The sequence below is a fragment of the Bradyrhizobium shewense genome (assembly GCF_900094605.1).
In the GTDB taxonomy this organism is placed as follows: domain Bacteria; phylum Pseudomonadota; class Alphaproteobacteria; order Rhizobiales; family Xanthobacteraceae; genus Bradyrhizobium; species Bradyrhizobium shewense.
This window is the reverse complement of record NZ_FMAI01000025.1, coordinates 35,334-50,675: the sequence shown is the minus strand read 5'-3', so window position 1 is coordinate 50,675 and position 15,342 is coordinate 35,334. Positions and strand designations below refer to the sequence as shown.

The following is a 15,342-nucleotide window of genomic DNA, read 5'->3' as shown; positions in this document are numbered from 1 at the left end:
GGAGTGGATGTCCACTCCCGGGCGATTCTGTTTTGGGCCTCGCCTCAGCTCGGGTTCAGGGCGGCAAAGGTCGCCTCGTAGCGGCCGTCGCGCTCGGCCCATCGCCGTGCGCGGTCGCGTTCGACCAGCACTTCATCGCGGGGATGCACCCGCAGCTCGAGCAATTGCATGACTTCCGCGACATAGGCAGCAAGCGGCATGGCGCGTGCATCGCTCGCCTGCTGCGTGCCGGTGAGCTCGGTCTGCACATAGGGCGGCGCAAGCTCCAGCACCTCGACCGGGATCTTGCGGAGCTGATGCCGCAGCGACTGCAGCCAGGAATGCAGGAACGCCTTGCTGGCGCAGTAGGTCGGGAAGTCGGCACGCGGCACGAAGGCGAGGTTCGAGCTGGTCGCGATGATGGTCGCGTTGGATTGCCTCTTCAGCAACGGCAGACATGCTGCCGTCACGCGCAGCACGCCCATGATGTTGGTCTCGACGATGGCTTGTGCGTCCAGAACATTCCAATCCGCGCTCATGTCCTCCGGACGCGAGATGCCGGCATTGGCGATCACCACGTTGAGCTCGGGGAAACTCGAACGCACCTCGGCCGACAAGCGTGGCAATGCCGAGGGATCGTCAAGGTCGAGCGGTAGGCCGATCAGGCCGGGACGTTCGGCCGTGATCCGATCGAGCAGGGCCTGCCGTCTTCCGGTGACGATGACGCGGTTGTCGCGGTCGTGGAAGGCTTCAGCGAGCGCGCGGCCGATGCCGCTGGTGCCGCCAGTGACGAGGATCGTGTTGCCAGTCATTTTCATGTTGCTGCCTTTCGACTGAGGTGAAGGCCACGGCAACTCCTGGACTCCCGACGACGAACAATCCGACAAGACAGCCCCATCGCGGCGCCGATGGGCCGCGGTGAATCAACGTCTTGAATGGGGTCCGCAAGCAGGGGAAATGGCATACCGTGGCGTCTTGTGAATCGAGAACTCCCTGCTGGGATCCTCTCGACAAAGGACGCGTTGGATGACGGTAACGCCTACGGCAGCGCCGTCTGACACGGAGCTACGGGTGCGTAGATACTTTGGGCGCCCGTGATCGTCAAGTCCGAGGTGAGGGCGGCGAGCCTAACTCGCCTCGCGGCGGCGGGCTTTCGCGCCGCCGCGCTGGGCGAGCCGGCTGCGATGCAGCGCGAACAGCTCCTGCACCTTGTCGGCGGGCTTCGCGGCGCTGAACAGATAGCCCTGCATCTCGGAGCAGCCGAGCGCGCGGAGCAGACGCTGCTGCTCCTCCGTCTCGACGCCCTCGGCCGTGGTGGTCATGCGGCGCGCGGCCGCCAGATTGACGACGGCCTGGACGATGCTGGCCGAGCCGTCGGGGCCGCCGATGTCGTCGACGAAGCAGCGGTCGATCTTGATCTTGTCGAACGGGAAGCGGTGCAAATAGCTCAGCGACGAGTAGCCGGTGCCGAAATCGTCGAGCGCGATGCGCACGCCGATGGCGCGGAGCTGGTGCAGGATCGCCAGCGCCGTGTCGTCGTCGCGGATCAGCACCGCCTCGGTGATCTCGAGCTCGAGCCGGCTCGCCGGCAGGTTGGAAGCAGCGAGCGCCGCCATGATCTTCAGCGCCAGCGTGCCGCTCTTGAACTGCACCGGCGAGACGTTGACGGCGAGGCGGATGTCGTCGGGCCAGTTCGCAGCGTCCCGGCAGGCGGTCGCCAGCACCCATTCGCCGATCTCGTTGATCAGGCCGGTATCTTCGGCGATCGGGATGAACTCCGCCGGCGAGACCATGCCGCGCGCGGGATGACGCCAGCGCACCAATGCCTCGCAGCCGGTGATGCGATCATCCTTCAGGCTGAGGCAGGGTTGGTAATAGACCTCGAGGCCGCCATCGCGCCCCCCTTGGGCGATGGCGTGGCGCAGGTCGCCCTCGAGCTGCCGGCGCTCGCGGACCTTGGCATCCATCTCCGGCTCGAAGAAGCGATAGGTGCGGCGCCCGGCGGACTTGGCGGCGTACATCGCCATGTCCGCGTTCTTGAGGACCTGGTCGAGCGCCGTGCCGTGTTCCGGCGCGAGCGCAATGCCGATGCTGGCGTCGGTGGTGAGATGGTGGCCCATGCAGTCGAACGGCGCGCGGATGGCGGTAAAGACCCGTGCGACGAGCTCGTTGACCTGGTCGAGCGACGCCACCGCGCTCTGGATGATCGCGAATTCGTCGCCGCCGAGCCGCGCCACGAAATCCGCCGGGCCGGCACAGCGGCGCAGGCTTGCGGCAATCGATTTCAACAGCTCGTCGCCGACGAGATGGCCGAGCGCGTCGTTGACGCCCTTGAACTCGTCGATGTCGATGTAATGCACCGCGATCTGTTCGTCGTTGCCGACTGCGGCCAGCTCTTCGCGCAGATGCTCGTGGAACATGGTGCGGTTGGGCAGGTCGGTCAGCGCGTCGTAATGGGCGAGGTGGGTGATGCGCTCCTCGATCCGGCGGCGCTCGGTGATGTCCTCATGGGTCGCCACCCAGCCGCCGTCCGTGAGCGGCTCGTTGAGGATGTGGATCGAGCGGCCGTCGGAGGTGTCGACCACCATGGAATTGCGCGTATGGACGCCCTTCAGCACGCGCACGACATAGTCGTCGATGTCGCCCGTGAACGAGCCGGTCGCCTTGCGATGGGCGATGATGTCGTGGAAGCTCGAGCCGGGCTTCACGATCTCGGCCGACAGTCCGTACATTTCGAGATAGCGCTGATTGCAGACCACCAGCCGCTGCTCGGCGTCGAACAGCAAGAGGCCCTGCGTCATGTTGTTGACGGCGCGATCGAGCCGCTGCTTTTCCAGCGTCAGCCGTTCCCGCGAGAGGCGGTGCTGCTCCAGAAGCTTGCGCACGACCGCGATCAGCACGCCTGCGATGGCGAGCGCGGAAGAGGCGGCCACCGAGATCAGGATGCCGATCTGCTCGCGCCAGTCCGTCAAGGCGGAGGCGCGCGTCGTGGTGGCCATCATCAGGATCGGGAAGTGGGGCAGGGCGCGCGAGGAGATCAGCCTGTCTTCGCCGTCGACGGGGCTCATGAATCGTCCGGCGAAGTGATCGAGGTCGAAGACTCTCTGCTGCGCGGTCGTGCCGGACTTGAAATTCCGCCCCATCAATTCGCTGGAATGGGGATAGCGGGCGAGCAGCGTGCCGTCCCGATGCAGCATCGAGATCGTCGCGCCTTCGCCGAGCACGACGGAGGCGAAGAACTTCTCGAAATTGGCGGGCTCGATGCCGCGCCCGACAACACCCAGGAACTCGCCGTTCGGCCCGACGATCCTGCGCACGATCAGGACGGTCCAGGCGCCGGAGATGCGACTGTGCAACGGCTCGATCAGGATATCAGGCGAATAGGGATCGTATTTGAAAGTGCGAAAATAGGCGCGGTCGGCAACGTTCACTTTCGGAGCCGGCCATGCCGTCGACGAATTGATCAGATTGCCTTCGGCATCGATGATGTTGACGCCGCCGATGTAGGGCAGCGCTTCGATCTTCGAGCGCAACATCCGGTGGACGTCCTCGCCGGCGAGGCGCTTGCGATAGTCCTCCACGGTCCTGATTCCGGTCGTGCGGACGTGATCGACGAAGTCCTTCTGGATGACCGCGAAATCCTGCAATTGCTGATCGAAATGATGGGCGAGCAGCAGCACGGTGTTTTCCAGCTCGCGGCTGGAGTTGCGCAGCGTCCGCTCGCGGAAGTTCTGCGCCATCAGGACCGAGCCAATGGCGATGGCCGCGATCAGCAGGGCGCCGCCCACCACCAGCCAGCGGATCGGTCCGCTGCGCACGAAGGCGTGGTCAAAGAGGCGACTGCCGAATCTCGTCATCATGCTGGATCATTGCCGTGCACACGTCAGGATCAATTCTTGGCCCCGAAGACACCCGTTGGTTTACGGGAACGGTGTGGAGGCGAAGTTAGGAAGCGCGGTTAACGCTGTGTGAACGGCCGCGCGCAAATGCAACCGAGGTGCGCGATACAGCGGGCAGGAATTGCCGAAGGCATTCGAGGGCGCCGGTCAATTCCTGCCGGCCACGCCACAATCAACCAAGGCCTAACCATCTAACGTGTTGTAGATCCTCGCGTCGGGATTGGCACGTGATTTGCGAGATGCCTGCTGACGACACAGAGAGGACGCAACGATGAAAAACACCTTGAAGAACTTCCTTGCCGACGAGCGTGGGGCAACCGCGATCGAGTACGGCCTGATCGCGGCCGGCATCGCGCTGGCCATCATCACTGTCGTGAATGGCATGGGCTCCAAGCTCAACAGCAAATTCACCGCGATCAGCGCGTCGCTGCGCTGATCGCGCGGGTTCCGCTGCGCGCCAGTATCGCCACCACCATCAGCGCCGCGACGATGTTCGCGGCGGCACTGATCAGGATCGGCATCGTGTAGCTGTGGTTGACGTCGTAGGCGAAGCCGGCCGCACTCGGGCCAATCAGCGTGCCGAACGCCACGCTGGTGTAGAGAATGCCGATGATTCCGCTGACATTGCGTCCGCCGAAATAGTCCATGACCACAGAGGGCAGCACCGCGACCCAGCCGCCGTAGAACACGCCGTAGACGAAGGCAAAAGCGGCGAGGGTCCAGACATCAGCGGCAATGGCCCAGATCGCCATCGCGAGCGCCATTCCGGTCAGGACCATGATCAGCGAGCGGTCGCGGCCCATCCGGTCGGCGAGTGCGCCGAGAAAGAAGCGGCCTGCGGTGCTGCCGGCCCCGATCACGCCGAGCAGCAGCACGGCAGAGGACGCCGCGACCCCGTGATCGCGCGCGTAGGGCACGAGATGGACGAACGGGACGAAGGCTCCGAACGAGCAGACCAGACACGATAGGTAGAGGGCGACAAACCGCGTCGACCGGATGGCCTCGCGCACGGATGCGCCGCCGGCGTTGTTGGCGCCCGCGGCATCGCGAGGCGGATCGCCATCGGGTCCGAGGCCGCGGTGCTTCGGATCGTTCTCGATGAGCAGCGACATCCCGCCGCCCAGCACCAGCGCAATCGCGCCCAGCACCAGATAGGCTCCGCGCCAGCCCACCGAGGCGATCAGCAATGAGGCGAGCGGCGGCATCGCCAGTGTACCGAGCCCGATGCCGCTCACCGCGAGCCCGGAGGCAAAGCCGCGGCGCCTGACGAACCAGCGTTGCACCGCGCCGATGGCCGGAACATAGGCGCAGCCGACGCCGAGGCCGACGCCAAGCCCGTAGGCGAGATAGACCTCGACGACGGACCGGGCAGCGCTCGCGGCCGCAAGTCCGACCGCGACCAGGATCATGCCGGCGACGGCCAGCGGACGCGAGCCAAACCGGTCGGCGAGGGGACCGCTGACGAGGCCGAGCGCGAAGTACAGAAAGCCCGCGATCGAAAACACCAGCGAGATCGAACCGCGCGAGGCGCCGAAATCGCGCTGGAGCGGCTCGAGGAATGCGCTGAACGTGTAGGCGGAGCCGAAGCCGACGAACATGACGGCAAACGCCGCCGCGACGACGAACCAGCCATGGAAAATGCTTCGCTGAGCGAGCGTGGGTTGAATGGTCAATGCTGCCTCCGCGAGGTGAGGGAAGGATGGCGACGATGCCAGGACGTGGCCCGCTGGAAGGCCGCGCCGGCGCGTACGAGCGTGGCCTCGTCCAGATGGGCGGTGACGAGTTGGAACGCGATCGGCAGCCCGTCCGCGGACGCACCACCTGGCAGCGTGATGGTGGGATGACCGGTCATGTCGAACGGGCAGGTGTAGCGCTGCAGCTTCGCGATCAGATCCGGCTGTTCGCCGAGCGTCTGGATCATGGCAAGCGTCACTGGCGGGAACGGGTGCACCGGGATCAGCAGCAGGTCGATGGTCTCGAACAGCGCAGTCACCTGGCCGCGTAGCGCCAGCCGCCGCAGCAGGATCTTCTGATAGTCGAGAGCAGAGAGAGCGCGGCCGGTCTCGATCACGGAGGCGAGGATCGGACCATAATCATCCTTGCGGGCGGGATAGGTCGCCTCATGAGCGACCGCAGCTTCCACCGCACAGTTCGGCGTCCAGTCGGCGATCGCCTGCGTGACGTCGGGAAATCGGACATTGACGGTGTCGGCGCCAAGAGCGCGGAAAGCATCGATGGCGTCCGCCAGCACGCGCTGGGTCGCAACGTCCACGTCGTCGCTGTTCCAGGCAGGATCGACGCCGATCCGCAAGCCCCGCACGTCCTGTGCGGCGGCGGCCGGATAGTCGGGCACCGGATCGATCAGCGATGTCGGGTCGTTCGGATCGTGTCCGGCGATGACGCCGAGCAGCGCACCGGCGTCGGCCGCGCTGCGGCCGATCGGTCCGACATGGTCGAGTGACGCGGCAAGCTCGAAGGTGCCGTGGCGGCTGACGCGGCCCCAGCTCGGCTTCAATCCGGTCAGGCCGTTGGCGGCGCAGGGCCAGCGGATCGAACCGCCGGTGTCGGAGCCGAGCGAGCCGAAGCAAAGTCCGGCAGCCGTCGCGACCGCCGAGCCGCTGGACGAGATACCTGGCCAGTAGCTCGCATTCCACGGATTCTTCGGCGGTTTCACCAGCGGATGGTGATCGGCATAGGCGCCCTCGGTGAGTTGCACCTTGCCGAGGATCACGGCGCCCGCGTTCTTGAGCCGGCGCACGACGGTTGCGTCTTCACTGGGACGAAAGTCACGATGAAGCGTGGTGCCTGCCGCCGTCGGAACGCCTTCGGTCCAGAACAGGTCCTTGAGCGCAATCGGCATGCCATGCAGGGGGCCCCGATACCTGCCCTGCGCGATGTCGGCGTCCGCGGCTTCCGCCTCGGCCATGGCTGTTTCCGCCATCACGTGAACGTAGCTGCCGAGATCGCGGTCGACGGAGGCGATCCTGTCGAGTTGCGCGCGCGTCACCTCCTGCGCCGAGATTTCGCGGGCCTTGAGGCGTGCCGCGAGCGTGGTGAGTTCGAGATAGTGCAGGGCGTCGGCCACGGCTCGATTCTCCATTCCGGTGATTGCAGAGGCGCTCGACCCCGAAGGATCGTTCGACACCTGTATAAAGAAGATACAGGTGTCGCTTGCCGTCAACCAGTAAATCTGTTTTACTGGTGTTCAAATCTTTGGTGTTCCGATGTCGAAAGAGTCGCGCAAATTCCAGGTTCCCGACGTGTTGGCGAACCTCTACGATTTCGCCAACACGCTCGATGTTCGCCACTTCACGCATTTCGGCGTGGAGCACCCGGAGAGCGATGCGCTTGGCGGCCCGAAGGACCTGGCGGACTGGATGCGGGAACGCGGCCTTGGCGCCAAGCGCGGCCATGTCACGCCTGCAATGTTCGAGACTGCGCTGAGGATACGCGAGGCCTTGCGTGCCTATCTGCAGTGTGAGCCGAGCGAGCGGCTCCGGAACAAGAGCGTTCTCGGCACGCTCAATGACGCGCTGGCGCCGTTTCCGTTGCGGGTCGAGGCGCACGCAGGCCGTGGCGCAACGCTGTCAGCGGCGCGCGAGGATGCGCTCGCCGGCCTGTCGGCCATCGCGATCGAGCTTCATGACGCAACCCTCGTGGGAACGCTGGACCGGCTGAAGATGTGCGCGTCGGAGGATTGTCGCCGGGTGTTCTTCGACCGGTCGAAACCATCGACGCGGCGGTGGTGCATGTCGACGCTATGCGGTAACCGGATGAAGACGCGCGCTTATCGCGAGCGGCAGCGCGAGGCGAAATAGAGCGGATTGCGCAGTCAGGCGCGGTAGTGGCCGGACTTGCCGCCGAGCTTCTCGACCAGATGGATGCCCTCGATGCGCACGCCGCGCTCCACCGCCTTGATCATGTCGTAGATGGTGAGGCAGGCGACCGAGACGGCCGTGAGGGCCTCCATCTCGACGCCGGTCGGACCCGTTACCTTGACGCTGGCGCGGACGAGGCAGCCCGGCAGTTTCACGTCGGGCTCGATGTCGAGCGTCACTTTCGACAGCGCCAGCGGATGGCAGAGCGGAATCAGCTCCGAGGTGCGCTTGGCGGCCATGATGCCGGCGATGCGGGCCGTGCCGAGCACGTCGCCTTTCTTGGCGTTGCCGGATACGATCAGATCGAGCGTCGCCTTGGTCATGACGACCCGGCCTTCCGCGACCGCAAGCCGCTCGGTCGCCGGCTTGTCGGACACGTCGACCATCCGCGCCTCGCCGGAGGTGCCGATATGGGTGAGGGCGGGGACGGCTTTCTTGGACGGCTTGCGCGCCATGTCAGCGCGTGCCCGTCGCGCGCACCGCACTCTCGCGCGCGAGCAGCGTGCGCGTCGCGGCGGTGACGTCGGCCTGCCGCATCAGGCTTTCGCCGACCAGGAAGGTCGACATGCCGACGCGCTCGAGCCGGGCGAGATCGGCGGGCGTGAAGATGCCGCTTTCGCCGACCATCAGCCGATCCCCGGGGATCAGCGGCGCCAGTGTTTCGCTGGTCGCGAGCGTGGTCTCGAAGGTGCGAAGATTGCGGTTGTTGACCCCGATCATCGGCGAGCGGAGCTTGAGCGCGCGGTCGAGCTCGGCGCGGTCGTGGATCTCGATCAGCACATCCATGCCGTAGGCGAGCGCGGCGTCTTCGAGGTCTTTTGCCGTGGCATCATCGAGCGCGGCCATGATGATCAGGATGCAGTCGGCGCCATGCGCGCGCGCTTCGGCCACCTGGTAGGTGTCGAACATGAAATCCTTGCGCAGCACCGGCAATGCCGTCGCCGCACGCGCCGCCACCATGAAGTCGAGATGGCCCTGGAACGAGGGCCTGTCGGTCAGCACCGACAGGCAGGCCGCGCCGCCGGCTTCATAGGCTTTCGCGAGCGCGGGCGGATCGAAATCGGCGCGGATCAGCCCCTTCGACGGCGACGCTTTCTTCACCTCCGCGATCAGCGCGTAGTCGCCATTGGCGTGCTTGGCCTTGATCGCCTGCACGAAGCCGCGCGGTGCGGCTTGCGCCTTGGCCTTCGCCTCGACCGCCGAGAGCGGCTCGGCGCGCTTGGCGGCTGCGATCTCTTCGCGCTTATAGGCTTCGATCTTGGTCAGGATGTCCGACATGTCAGGCTTGGCCGTTCGAGATCGCGATCAGGTGCTTCAGCTTCGCTTTGGCGGCGCCGCTGTCGATCGACTTCATGCCGATCGCGACGCCCTCCTTGAGGTCCTTGGCGCGTCCGGCCACGACCAGCGCGGCGGCGGCGTTCATCAGCGCGACGTCGCGGTAGGCGCTCGGCTTGCCGTCGAGCACGCTCTGCAGGGCGATTGCATTGGCGTCGGCGTCACCGCCTTTGAGCGCGCCGGCCTCGCAGCGCGGCAGGCCGGCATCCTCCGGCGTCACCTCGAAATTGCGGATCTCGCCGTTGTGGAGCGCTGAGACGAAGGTCGGGCCGGTGAGGGTGATCTCGTCGAGGCCGTCGGAGCCGTGGACGACCCAGGCGGATTCGGAGCCGAGGTTCTTCAGCACCTGCGCCAGCGGCTGCACCCATTGCCGCGAGAACACGCCGACCATCTGCCGCTTCACGCCAGCCGGGTTGGACAGGGGGCCGAGCAGATTGAAGATCGTGCGTGTCGCAAGCTCGACCCGGGTCGGGCCGACATTCTTCATGGCCGGGTGATGAGCGGGAGCGAACATGAAGCCGATGCCACATTCGCGCACGCAATGGCCGACCTGTTCGGGCCTGAGGTCGATCTTCACCCCGAGCGAGGCCAGCACGTCGGCCGCGCCCGAGCGCGACGACAGCGCGCGGTTGCCGTGCTTGGCCACCGGCACGCCGGCGCCCGACACAATGAAGGAGGCGCAGGTCGAGACGTTGACCGAGCCGGAGCCGTCGCCGCCGGTGCCGACGATGTCGACGGCTTCAGGCGGTGCCGTCACGCTCAGCATCTTGGAGCGCATCGCCGTAACAGCGCCGGTGATCTCGTCCACGGTCTCGCCGCGTACCCGCAGCGCCATCAACAGGCCGCCCATCTGCGAGGGCGTGGCCTCGCCCGACATCATGGCGTCGAAGGCGGAAGCCGCTTCCTCACGCGACAGGCTGGCGCCGGTCGCCACTTTTCCAATGATCGATTTCAGGTCGTCCATCGCGTGCTTTCAACTTACTGCTGGTTCGCGCCGGTCACCTGCGCGAAGGCGGCCTGATTAATGGTGGTCCCGATGTCGGTTTCAAGCTTGTTGACGTAGGAAGCAACCTGCTCCTCGGTCTGGGCACGGTCGAGGCTTTCCTTCAGCTTCTTGACCGCGTCGGAGGCGGCGTCGACCGCGGGTTCGACGATGTCGGTGACGCGGAAGACGATCACCTCGGTGCCGCCGGTCACCGGCGTCTGTCCGACGCCGTCCTTGGCGGTGCGGAAGGCGGCCGATACGACGGCTGCGGGCACGCTGGCGGGCGTATCGTCGCGCTTGAAGCCGGTTGCTGTCTCGACCTTGGCGCCGATCGCTGCGGCTTCATCGGCGAGCTTGCCGCCTGCTTCGAGCTTCTGCACCATCTCGGTCGCCTTGGCCTTGAGCTTAGTGGCGATCTGGTCCTGGCGCCAGCGCGCCTCGACCTGGTCGCGGACCTCGTCCAGATTGCGGTCGCGCGACGGCGTGATGGCGAGCACGTCGTACCAGACATAGCCGCCCTTGAACGAGATCGAGTCGTTGTCGACGCCGACATCGGTGTTGAAGGCCTGCGACACCACGTCGAGGCCCTGCGGAATGTTGGCGACCGGCTGGCCGTTGGGGGCGCGGCCGGAACGATCGACCGCGTCGATGGTCACGGCGGTGAGGCCGAGCTTCTGCGCCGCGTCGATCACGCTGGCGCCGCCGCCGCGCTCGTCTTCCATCTTGTCGCGGAGATCGGCGACCTTGACGCGCGCACGCTCGGTGGCGATCTCGCGCTTGATGTCGCCGGCAAGGCTGGCGTAGTCCGCCTCTTTGCCCGGCTCGATCTTGTCGACCCTGACGATCGCGACGCCAAGCCCGCCCTGGATCGGCTGGCTGATCTCGCCGGCGGGAAGCGCGAAGGCGGCATCGCCGACGGCGGCAGCGAGCGAAGACTTGGTCACGAGGCCGAGGTCGACGTCGGAGGCGCTCAGCCCGCGCTCCTTGCCGAGATCCTCGAACGACATTCCGCCGACGAGGCGCTCGCGTGCGGCCTGCGCGTCGGTCACGTTGGGAAACACGATCTGCTGGATCTGGCGCTTCTCAGGCGTGCCGAGCCGGTCCTTGCGCTGCTCGAACACCTTCTTGGCGTCCTCGTCGGAGACCTCGCTCCACTTGCCGATTTCTTCCGGCGAGACCACGACGAAGGAGATCTTGCGGTATTCGGGCGCGCGGAACTGGACCTTGTGGTCCTCGAAATAGGCGGCGAGCGCTTCGGGCGAGGGCGCGTCGATCTGGCCGGCCTGGGCGGCATCGAGCCTGACGAATTCGATGGCGCGCTGCTCGTTCTGGAAGCGGGTCAGCACGTCGATCATGGCCTTCGGCGGCTCGAGGCCGGCGCCGATCGTGCCGGTGATCTGCCGGCGCAGCGACACCTTGCGCTGCTCGGCGACGTAGCGCTGCTCGGTATAGCCGAAATTGCGGATCACGGCCTGGAAGCGGTTCGCGTCGAAGCTGCCACCGACGCCCTTGAAGTTGGGGTCGTTCATGATGACTTGGCGGATCTGGTCGTCGGACTGGCCGAGCCCGAGCCGGCGCGCCTCTTCGTCGAGGGCGGCTTCGGCGATCGTCTGCTGCAGCACCTGGCGGTCGAGGCCGAAGGCACGCGCCTGGTCGGGCGTCAGCGGACGGCCGAACTGGCGGCTGATCTGTTGCAGGCGGTCCGTGTAGATCTGGCGGAACTCGTTCAGCGAAATCTCGGTGCTGCCCACCTTGGCCACCGTGGACTGCCCGAAGCCCTTGAAGATGTCGGCGATGCCCCAAATGCCGAAACTGACGATCAACACGCCCATCACCACGGCCATAATCGTCTTGCCGAGCCAGTTTGATGAGGCCTTGCGCATTCCTCGAAGCATTTGGTCCAACTTGTTTGAGCAGGAGGGGAACGGGATCGCGTCTTAATGCAGATTCAGCAAAAGCGCGTCACCAAATTGATCAATCATCATAAAGTGGTGGCTTTCCCCCCGCAACCTCGGGTCCGGCGACCGTTTGCGGCTGCGGTTAAAAGCCTCTGGTCTCTGGAACTGCAGCAGGTCCTCTGCTAGCGCATGCACAAACCTCATTTTGCTGGAAATTGACATGACCGACGCCATCCACCCCCTGATCGCCGGCAATTGGAAAATGAACGGCCTGAAGGCCCAGGCTGCCGAGTTCGACGCCATGCTCGACGGTGCGGCCGAGGTGAGCAGCAAGGCCGATCTGCTGGTCTGCCCGCCTGCGACCCTGATTGCCACCTTCGCCGACAAGGCGCGCGGCAAGAAAGTCGGGGTCGGCGCCCAGGATTGCCACCCCAAGGCCTCCGGTGCCCATACCGGCGATATCGCCGCCGAAATGCTGGCTGATGCCGGGGCAACGGCCATCATCGTCGGCCATTCCGAGCGCCGCGCCGACCACGGTGAGGGCGATGCCCTGATCCGGCAGAAGGCCGAGGCCGCCTGGCGCGCCGGTGCGACGGCGATTGTCTGCATCGGCGAGACTCAGGCCCAGCGCGACGCCGGCCAGACTCTGGACATCCTGCGCGGGCAGCTCGCCGGCTCCCTGCCTGATGGCTCGACGGCCGCGAATCTCATCGTGGCCTATGAGCCGGTCTGGGCAATCGGCACCGGGCTCACCCCCACGGCCAAGGATGTCGAGCAGATTCATGGGTTTATCCGGGAGGTCCTGACCTCCCGGTTCAAGACCGACGGGGCGAAGATGCGCATCCTCTATGGTGGCTCGGTCAAGCCCTCGAATGCGGCCGAGCTGATGGCGGTCAAGAACGTCAACGGGGCGCTGGTTGGCGGCGCCAGCCTGAAGGCGGCCGATTTCCTTGCGATCGCGAAGGGGTGCCCCTAGCTAACCCCAAAGCGGCTGATCCGGACCCGATCGGGGGTGGCAATGGCCCCTCTGATCGTGTAACACCGCGCAACTTCAGGAAAACCCGCGAAGCGCGATCGGCCGCCGTCAGGCGCCGCCCGCTTGTGACGGAAGGATACTATGCAGACCGTTGTCATCGTCATCCACCTCATGATCGTCGCCGTCATGATCGGCGCCGTCCTGCTGCAGAAGTCGGAAGGCGGCGGCCTCGGCATGGGCGGCGGCGCAGGCTTCATGTCGAGCCGCGGCACCGCGAACCTCTTGACGCGGACCACCGCGATTCTTGCCGCCGGCTTCTTCCTCACCAGCATGTTCCTGTCCTGGCATGCGGGCTACAGCCGCGCGCCGTCGTCGATCATCGGCACGCCGGCGTCGCAGGGCCAGCCGGCCGGCGGATCGCCGATCGCGCCGCCGACCTCTGGCGGCATCCTGGATTCGCTGAAGAAGGCCGACGAGCAGCAGCAGGCGCCGGCTCCGAGCGGCCCGCAGGTGCCTCGTTCGCAATAAAGCAGGGGGGCCATGCAGGGCGGTGGCTACCGTCCTGCATCAACAATCCCCATCAAGGCACTGTCACCACTCTTAGTTTTGGCTCACCCACAGGCCCGCAAAATCTTTGGGGCGGAATACGAATCGCTTTGGCGAATCGAATTCGAGGGATTAGAGGTTAAGTCCCATGGCGCGGTACATTTTCATCACCGGCGGCGTGGTTTCTTCGCTCGGCAAGGGTCTGGCTTCAGCGGCACTCGGTGCGCTGTTGCAAGCCCGGGGCTACAAGGTCCGCCTCCGCAAGCTCGACCCCTATCTCAACCTCGATCCCGGAACGATGTCGCCGTATCAGCACGGCGAAGTGTTCGTGACCGATGACGGCGCGGAGACCGATCTCGATCTCGGTCACTACGAGCGCTTCACCGGCCGTCCCGCGACCAAGCAGGACAACATCACCACGGGACGTATCTACCAGGACATCATCTCCAAGGAGCGCCGCGGCGATTATCTCGGCGCGACCATCCAGGTGGTTCCGCACGTCACCAACGCCATCAAGGAATTCGTCCTCTCCGGCAATGACGATTACGACTTCGTGCTGGTCGAGATCGGCGGCACCGTCGGCGACATCGAGGGCCTGCCGTTCTTCGAGGCGATCCGCCAGCTCAAGAACGAGCTGCCGCGCGATCACGCCATCTACATCCACCTCACGCTCCTGCCTTACATTCCGAGCGCTGGTGAGTTGAAGACCAAGCCGACGCAGCACTCCGTGAAGGAGCTGCGCTCGATCGGCATCCAGCCGGACATCCTGCTCTGCCGCACCGACCGCGAGATTCCGAAGGAAGAGCGGCGCAAGCTGGGCCTGTTCTGTAACGTGCGTGAAAGCGCCGTGATCGAGGCGCGTGACGCCGACAGCATCTACGCCGTGCCCGAAGCCTATCACGCTGCGGGCCTCGACGACGAAGTGCTCGCCGCCTTCGGTATCGAATCGCGCATCCCGCCGGTGCTCAAGAGCTGGCACCAGATCAACGAACGCATCCGCAATCCCGAGGGCGACGTCACCATCGCCATCGTCGGCAAATATACCGGCATGAAGGATGCGTATAAGTCGCTGATCGAGGCGCTCTCGCATGGCGGCATCGCCAACAAGGTCAAGGTCAACCTCGACTGGATCGAGAGCGAGATCTTCGAGAAGGAAGATCCCGCGCCGTTCCTCGAGCACGTCAACGGCATCCTGGTGCCCGGCGGATTCGGTCAGCGCGGTGCGGAAGGCAAGATCCGCGCGGCGCAGTTCGCGCGCGAACGCGACGTGCCGTATTTCGGCATCTGCTTCGGCATGCAGATGGCGGTGATCGAGGCGGCGCGAAATCTCGTCGGCATCGAGGACGCCAACTCCACCGAGTTCGGCCCGACCAAGGAGCCGCTGGTCGGCCTGATGACGGAATGGCTGCGCGGCAACGAGCTCGAGAAGCGCTCGAATGCCGGCGACCTCGGCGGCACCATGCGGCTTGGCGCTTACCCCGCCGCGCTCAACCGCGGCAGCCGCGTCTCGCAGGTCTATGGCGGCGCAACCGAGATTTCCGAGCGCCACCGCCACCGCTACGAGGTCAACACCGCCTACAAGGCCCGCCTTGAGCAGCACGGCCTGAAATTCTCAGGCTTGTCTCCGGACGGCGTGCTGCCTGAAATCGTCGAGTACGAGGATCACCCCTGGTTCATCGGCGTCCAGTTCCATCCCGAGCTGAAGTCGCGGCCGTTCGAGCCGCATCCGCTGTTCGCGTCCTTCATTCGGGCGGCGATGGTGCAGAGCCGGCTGGTGTAGCGCACGCTCTCCCTTTGACGATTGCGCGTTTTGTTGCGACAAGCTCCCAGCAAGAACAACAATGCA

The 15,342-nt window shown here is 65.5% G+C and carries 13 protein-coding genes; 5 read left to right on the top strand and 8 right to left on the bottom strand.

What is annotated here, in order from left to right; translation table 11 throughout:
• Nucleotides 1-44 precede the first annotated feature (44 nt).
• Complete coding sequence (locus GA0061098_RS33825) at nucleotides 45-797, bottom strand: SDR family oxidoreductase (RefSeq protein ID WP_091965752.1); 753 nt, start codon at nucleotides 795-797, stop codon at nucleotides 45-47.
• 309 nt (nucleotides 798-1,106) lie between these two features.
• Nucleotides 1,107-3,839: a bifunctional diguanylate cyclase/phosphodiesterase gene (locus GA0061098_RS33820; protein ID WP_091965751.1), complete on the bottom strand. Its 2,733-nt coding sequence runs from the start codon at nucleotides 3,837-3,839 to the stop codon at nucleotides 1,107-1,109.
• Nucleotides 3,840-4,149: 310 nt separating this feature from the next.
• Here GA0061098_RS33820 and GA0061098_RS33815 point away from each other — a divergent pair, with 310 nt between their 5' ends.
• Complete coding sequence (locus tag GA0061098_RS33815; protein WP_091965750.1) at nucleotides 4,150-4,314, top strand: Flp family type IVb pilin; 165 nt, start codon at nucleotides 4,150-4,152, stop codon at nucleotides 4,312-4,314.
• Here the strand turns inward: GA0061098_RS33815 and GA0061098_RS33810 are convergent.
• Together GA0061098_RS33810 and GA0061098_RS33805 are read right to left on the bottom strand one after the other, a co-directional pair.
• Nucleotides 4,295-5,551 (bottom strand): MFS transporter, encoded by a 1,257-nt coding sequence (locus GA0061098_RS33810; RefSeq protein ID WP_091965749.1) that lies wholly within the window; start codon nucleotides 5,549-5,551, stop codon nucleotides 4,295-4,297. The genes GA0061098_RS33815 and GA0061098_RS33810 overlap by 20 nt on opposite strands.
• Complete coding sequence (locus tag GA0061098_RS33805) at nucleotides 5,548-6,963, bottom strand: amidase (protein WP_091965796.1); 1,416 nt, start codon at nucleotides 6,961-6,963, stop codon at nucleotides 5,548-5,550. The genes GA0061098_RS33810 and GA0061098_RS33805 overlap by 4 nt, the downstream gene beginning before the upstream one ends.
• Before the next feature lie 139 nt (nucleotides 6,964-7,102).
• Between GA0061098_RS33805 and GA0061098_RS33800 the strand changes: the two genes are divergently transcribed.
• A complete protein-coding gene (locus tag GA0061098_RS33800) occupies nucleotides 7,103-7,696 on the top strand; it encodes a CGNR zinc finger domain-containing protein (RefSeq protein ID WP_091965748.1) in 594 nt (197 codons plus the stop codon).
• A 14-nt stretch (nucleotides 7,697-7,710) separates the two neighbouring features.
• On the opposite strand, the gene moaC is transcribed toward GA0061098_RS33800, so the two are convergent.
• The 4 genes from moaC to GA0061098_RS33780 are packed head-to-tail and all read right to left on the bottom strand — an operon-like array spanning nucleotide 7,711 to nucleotide 11,971.
• Complete coding sequence (gene moaC / locus GA0061098_RS33795) at nucleotides 7,711-8,211, bottom strand: cyclic pyranopterin monophosphate synthase MoaC (protein ID WP_091965747.1); 501 nt, start codon at nucleotides 8,209-8,211, stop codon at nucleotides 7,711-7,713.
• A 1-nt stretch (nucleotide 8,212) separates the two neighbouring features.
• Nucleotides 8,213-9,034: an indole-3-glycerol phosphate synthase TrpC gene (gene trpC / locus GA0061098_RS33790; protein WP_091965746.1), complete on the bottom strand. Its 822-nt coding sequence runs from the start codon at nucleotides 9,032-9,034 to the stop codon at nucleotides 8,213-8,215.
• Nucleotide 9,035: 1 nt separating this feature from the next.
• Nucleotides 9,036-10,055: an anthranilate phosphoribosyltransferase gene (gene trpD, locus GA0061098_RS33785; protein ID WP_091965745.1), complete on the bottom strand. Its 1,020-nt coding sequence runs from the start codon at nucleotides 10,053-10,055 to the stop codon at nucleotides 9,036-9,038.
• Between the two features lie 14 nt (nucleotides 10,056-10,069).
• The gene (locus GA0061098_RS33780) at nucleotides 10,070-11,971 is read right to left on the bottom strand and encodes a SurA N-terminal domain-containing protein (protein WP_091965744.1); all 1,902 of its coding nucleotides are present in this window, start codon (nucleotides 11,969-11,971) and stop codon (nucleotides 10,070-10,072) included.
• A gap of 223 nt (nucleotides 11,972-12,194) precedes the next feature.
• Here GA0061098_RS33780 and tpiA point away from each other — a divergent pair, with 223 nt between their 5' ends.
• From tpiA to pyrG, 3 genes are all read left to right on the top strand, one after another.
• Nucleotides 12,195-12,950 carry a triose-phosphate isomerase gene (gene tpiA, locus GA0061098_RS33770; RefSeq protein ID WP_091965743.1) on the top strand — a complete coding sequence of 252 codons (756 nt, stop codon included), beginning with the start codon at nucleotides 12,195-12,197 and terminating at the stop codon, nucleotides 12,948-12,950.
• A 141-nt stretch (nucleotides 12,951-13,091) separates the two neighbouring features.
• On the top strand, nucleotides 13,092-13,478 hold the full coding sequence (gene secG, locus GA0061098_RS33765) for a preprotein translocase subunit SecG (RefSeq protein WP_018320274.1): 387 nt from the start codon (nucleotides 13,092-13,094) through the stop codon (nucleotides 13,476-13,478).
• Between the two features lie 166 nt (nucleotides 13,479-13,644).
• Nucleotides 13,645-15,276, top strand: coding sequence for a CTP synthase (gene pyrG / locus GA0061098_RS33760; RefSeq protein ID WP_091965742.1), 1,632 nt, complete (start codon nucleotides 13,645-13,647; stop codon nucleotides 15,274-15,276).
• Nucleotides 15,277-15,342: the final 66 nt, after the last annotated feature.

Excerpts from the sequence above, each read along its gene's own strand:
- moaC (WP_091965747.1), bottom strand. The coding sequence starts at position 8,211 with ATGGCGCGCAAGCCGTCCAAGAAAGCCGTCCCCGCCCTCACCCATATC.
- GA0061098_RS33825 (WP_091965752.1), bottom strand. The coding sequence starts at position 797 with ATGAAAATGACTGGCAACACGATCCTCGTCACTGGCGGCACCAGCGGC.
- tpiA (WP_091965743.1), top strand. The coding sequence starts at position 12,195 with ATGACCGACGCCATCCACCCCCTGATCGCCGGCAATTGGAAAATGAAC.
- GA0061098_RS33780 (WP_091965744.1), bottom strand. The coding sequence starts at position 11,971 with ATGCTTCGAGGAATGCGCAAGGCCTCATCAAACTGGCTCGGCAAGACG.
- GA0061098_RS33800 (WP_091965748.1), top strand. The coding sequence starts at position 7,103 with ATGTCGAAAGAGTCGCGCAAATTCCAGGTTCCCGACGTGTTGGCGAAC.
- pyrG (WP_091965742.1), top strand. The coding sequence starts at position 13,645 with ATGGCGCGGTACATTTTCATCACCGGCGGCGTGGTTTCTTCGCTCGGC.
- secG (WP_018320274.1), top strand. The coding sequence starts at position 13,092 with ATGCAGACCGTTGTCATCGTCATCCACCTCATGATCGTCGCCGTCATG.
- GA0061098_RS33815 (WP_091965750.1), top strand. The coding sequence starts at position 4,150 with ATGAAAAACACCTTGAAGAACTTCCTTGCCGACGAGCGTGGGGCAACC.
- trpD (WP_091965745.1), bottom strand. The coding sequence starts at position 10,055 with ATGGACGACCTGAAATCGATCATTGGAAAAGTGGCGACCGGCGCCAGC.
- trpC (WP_091965746.1), bottom strand. The coding sequence starts at position 9,034 with ATGTCGGACATCCTGACCAAGATCGAAGCCTATAAGCGCGAAGAGATC.
- GA0061098_RS33820 (WP_091965751.1), bottom strand. The coding sequence starts at position 3,839 with ATGATGACGAGATTCGGCAGTCGCCTCTTTGACCACGCCTTCGTGCGC.